General features: G+C 78.6%; 4 protein-coding genes. 1 reads left to right on the top strand and 3 read right to left on the bottom strand.

The genetic code is table 11. The features are described 5' to 3' along the window. On the top strand, window positions 1-684 hold a 684-nt coding region (locus JZ5iCDA_RS16445; protein WP_069388109.1), incomplete at its 5' end, for a YaaA family protein. A gap of 6 nt (window positions 685-690) precedes the next feature. Here the strand turns inward: JZ5iCDA_RS16445 and JZ5iCDA_RS16440 are convergent. The 3 genes from JZ5iCDA_RS16440 to JZ5iCDA_RS16430 all read right to left on the bottom strand — a co-directional run. Further along, window positions 691-2,007: a bifunctional RNase H/acid phosphatase gene (locus JZ5iCDA_RS16440; protein ID WP_069388108.1), complete on the bottom strand. Its 1,317-nt coding sequence runs from the start codon at window positions 2,005-2,007 to the stop codon at window positions 691-693. After that, window positions 2,004-2,747 (bottom strand): zinc ribbon domain-containing protein, encoded by a 744-nt coding sequence (locus tag JZ5iCDA_RS16435; protein ID WP_069388107.1) that lies wholly within the window; start codon window positions 2,745-2,747, stop codon window positions 2,004-2,006. The genes JZ5iCDA_RS16440 and JZ5iCDA_RS16435 overlap by 4 nt, the downstream gene beginning before the upstream one ends. A gap of 30 nt (window positions 2,748-2,777) precedes the next feature. Beyond that, the coding region (locus tag JZ5iCDA_RS16430) for a Nif3-like dinuclear metal center hexameric protein (RefSeq protein ID WP_171905412.1) at window positions 2,778-3,283 on the bottom strand (506 nt) is incomplete at its 5' end.

Below are 3,283 nucleotides of genomic sequence, written 5' to 3'. Positions count from 1 at the left end.
GGCGACGCGCTCGCCGCGGCGCGCGCCCGGCCCGACGCCCTCGACGTCCTGGGCGTGAGCCCGGGGCTGGAGCCCGAGGTGCGCCGCAACACCGCTCTGCGCTCGGCTCCCGCGGCGCCCGCGGCGGAGGTGTACACCGGCGTGCTCTTCGCGGCGGCGGACCTCGCGGGCGCGCTCGCCGGGGGCGGCGAGACGGCCCGGCGCGCGACGGAGGACGTGCGCGTGGTGTCGGGGCTGTGGGGCGCCCTGTCCCCCGCCGACCGGGTCCCCGCCTACCGCCTGTCGATGGGCGTGACGCTGCCCGGCGTCGGGCGGCTCGCCACAGCATGGCGCGCCCACCTGGCCGAGGCGCTCGACGCGCGGGCAGCGGGCGACGTCGTCGTCGACTGCCGCTCCGCGGCGTACGCCGCGGCGTGGAAGCCGCGCACGTCGGGCGAGGGGGCGGCGGAGCACGTCGCCGTACGCGTCCTGCGCGAGCAGGACGGCCGGCGGTCGGTCGTGTCGCACAACGCGAAGCACACGCGCGGCGTGCTGACCGGGCACCTCGTGCGCCGAGCCGGGGTCGTGGCCTCCGTCGACGACCTCGCGAAGGCCGCGGACGAGCTCGTCGGGACGGCACTGCTCGACGCGACGCTGCACGACGAAGGCCGCGGGCGCTCCACGCTCGAGCTCGTCGTCGCCTGAGCCCGGTCAGAGGTCGCTCGGCACGCCCTGGGCGACGAGCTCGCTCGTCCCGTCGGACCACAGCCGCAGCAGGCTGACCGACGCCGGCGGCACCCGGAACCGCGACCACTGCGCGGGCGGCGCCTCGATGCTCGCGCCGATCGCGGCGCGCACCTGCACCGCGTGGCCCACGACGACGACGGTCCGCCCGGCGGCGGGGGCGCCGTCGAGGTGCGTGCGGACGAGGTCGTCGAGCGCGCCGCGCACGCGCGCCCCGACGTCCGCGACCGACTCCCCGTCCGGCGCCGCCACGGTGCCCGTCGTGTACCACTCCTCGCGCAGCCCGGGCCACCGCTCGTCGATCTCGGCCGCGGTCAGGCCCTGCCAGGCGCCGAAGTCCGCCTCGGCGAACCGGGGGTCGGTCGTCACCGGCAGGCCGAGACGGCGCCCGACCGCACCGGCCGTCTCCTGCGCCCGCAGCAGCGGCGACGCGACGAGCGCCGTGGGGCGCGGCACGTCGGCCCAGGCCGTGCGCCCGACGCGGAAGACGAGGTCCGCGGCCTGCGCCGCCTGCGTGCGGCCGCGCGACGTCAGGGACGGCCCGGGCGCCGAGCAGCCGCTGAAGGCCCCGGCGACGGTGTGGGCGGTCTGGCCCTGGCGCACGAGCACGACCGTCAGCGCGGGGAGGTCGTCGAAGCGGACCGCCGCACCGGACGGACGCGCCGGCCCGGCGGTCGGTCCCGCCGTCGTCCCCGAGGTCTCCGTCCCCGACGTCCCCGTCCCGGACGACCCCTGGCCGGGCGCGTCCTCGACCGGGACGTGCACGTGGCCGTCCGGCGCGTCGGCCGCGGGCACGTCGTCCGGCACGTCGTGGTCACGGGCGACGCTCCCGCCGCTGTCCATCGCCTCGTTCGCGAGACGGTCGGCGGCGGCGTTCTGCGCGCGCGGCACCCACTCGTACGCGACCTGCGCACCGGGCAGCACGGCGGCCGCCTCGGCCGCCAGCCGGCGCATGTCGTCGTGCTTGATCTGCCAGCGGCCCGACATCTGCTCGACGACGAGGCGCGAGTCCATCCGCACCGTCACGCGCGCGCCGGGGTCGATCTCCGCCGCCGCCCGCAGCCCCGCGACCAGACCCGAGTACTCCGCGACGTTGTTCGTCGCGACGCCGAGGAAGCCGGCCCGCTCCGCGAGGAGGCGGCCCGTGGCGCCGTCGCGCACGACCGCACCGTAGCCGGCGGGACCGGGGTTGCCCCGCGACCCGCCGTCGGCCTCGACGACGAGCCGCCGGGCCTGCGCCCCGGCGCCGTGGCGGCCCGGGCCGCCCGTCGAACCGTCCGTCACGCGTTCACGGCCTCCGGGCGCACGACGATGTGCCCGTAGTCCTCGAGCCGCACGACCTGGTCCGGGGCCGCGGACGTGATGGCGGCCAGCTCGGCCCGGCTGAGGTCGACGTTGAGGCCCTCGACGCGCTGGCCGCGCAGCGCCACGACGCCGCGGCCGCCGTTCTGGTCACGCACGCGCTCGTAGAGGGCCAGCAGCCCGGCGTCGAGCCCGGCCACCGCCCCGCGGCGGCGCTCGGCCACCTGGCCCGCCTCCTCGTCGAGCTCGGCGAACCGGGCGTCGCGCGCCGCGACGACCTCGGCGCGCGCGGCCTCGAGCTCGGCGTGCGCGGCCTCGAGGCGCGCGAGCGCCTCCTCGTGGGCCTCGAGCCGCTCCATGACGTCGAGCTCGACCTCCTCGAGCGCCGCCTGGCGGCGGGCGAGCGACTCCAGCTCGCCGACGAGCGCCTGCGCGTCCTTCGCGCCGACCTGGCCGGCGTCGAGCCGCGCCTGGTCGCGCGCCGCGCGGGCCCGCACCTGCTCGACGTCCCCCTCCGCCTTCGCGAGCTCGCGCCGCAGGTCCGACGCCGCGGTGCGGGACTCGACGAGCGACGACCCGAGGTCCTTGAGCTGCGCGTCGAGCTCCGCGATGCGCGCGAGCTCCGGCAGGTTCCGGCGCTGGTGCGCGAGCTGCTGCGCGCGCGTGTCGAGCTCCTGGACGTCGAGCAGGCGGAGCTGGTCGGCCTGCGGTGCGGTGGCCACGTGGTGTTCCTCTCGTCGGACCCGGTCGGGTCAGGGGGTCGGTCGGGCGTCGGCGGCCGGCGCCGACGGGATGCGGACCGTCCACGGGTCGGTGGGGGTCGCGCTGACCCGCGTCTCCACGTGCGCGCCGCGCTCCGCGAGCGTCCGCACGAGGTCCTCGGCAGCGTAGCGGAGCCACGGCCACTCGGAGGCGAAGTGCGGGACGTCCACGAGGTAGGGCGTGGCCGGGCCACCGGTCGCGGCGGCCTCGAGCTGCGCCCGCTCGCGCAGCTCGGAGACGGGGTGGTGACGCAGGTCGGACGTCACGTAGACGTCGGCGCCGCTCGCGCGCACGGCGTCGAAGAGCGAGTCCCCCGACCCGCCGACGACCGCGACCGACTCGACCGTCGCGTCGAGGTCGCCCGCGACGCGCACGCCCTGCGCCGTGGCGGGGAGCACCGCGGCCACGCGCTCGGCGAACGCGCGCAGCGTCGTCGGGGCGGCGAGACGTCCGACCCGGCCCGTCCCCGTGGTGACCGCGCGCGGCGGCGCGCCGG

It is taken from the genome of Cellulosimicrobium cellulans, assembly GCF_001722485.1.
GTDB lineage: Bacteria > Actinomycetota > Actinomycetes > Actinomycetales > Cellulomonadaceae > Cellulosimicrobium > Cellulosimicrobium cellulans_A.
The sequence above is the reverse complement of the archived record's forward strand: the minus strand, read 5'-3'. Positions and strand labels throughout refer to the sequence as shown.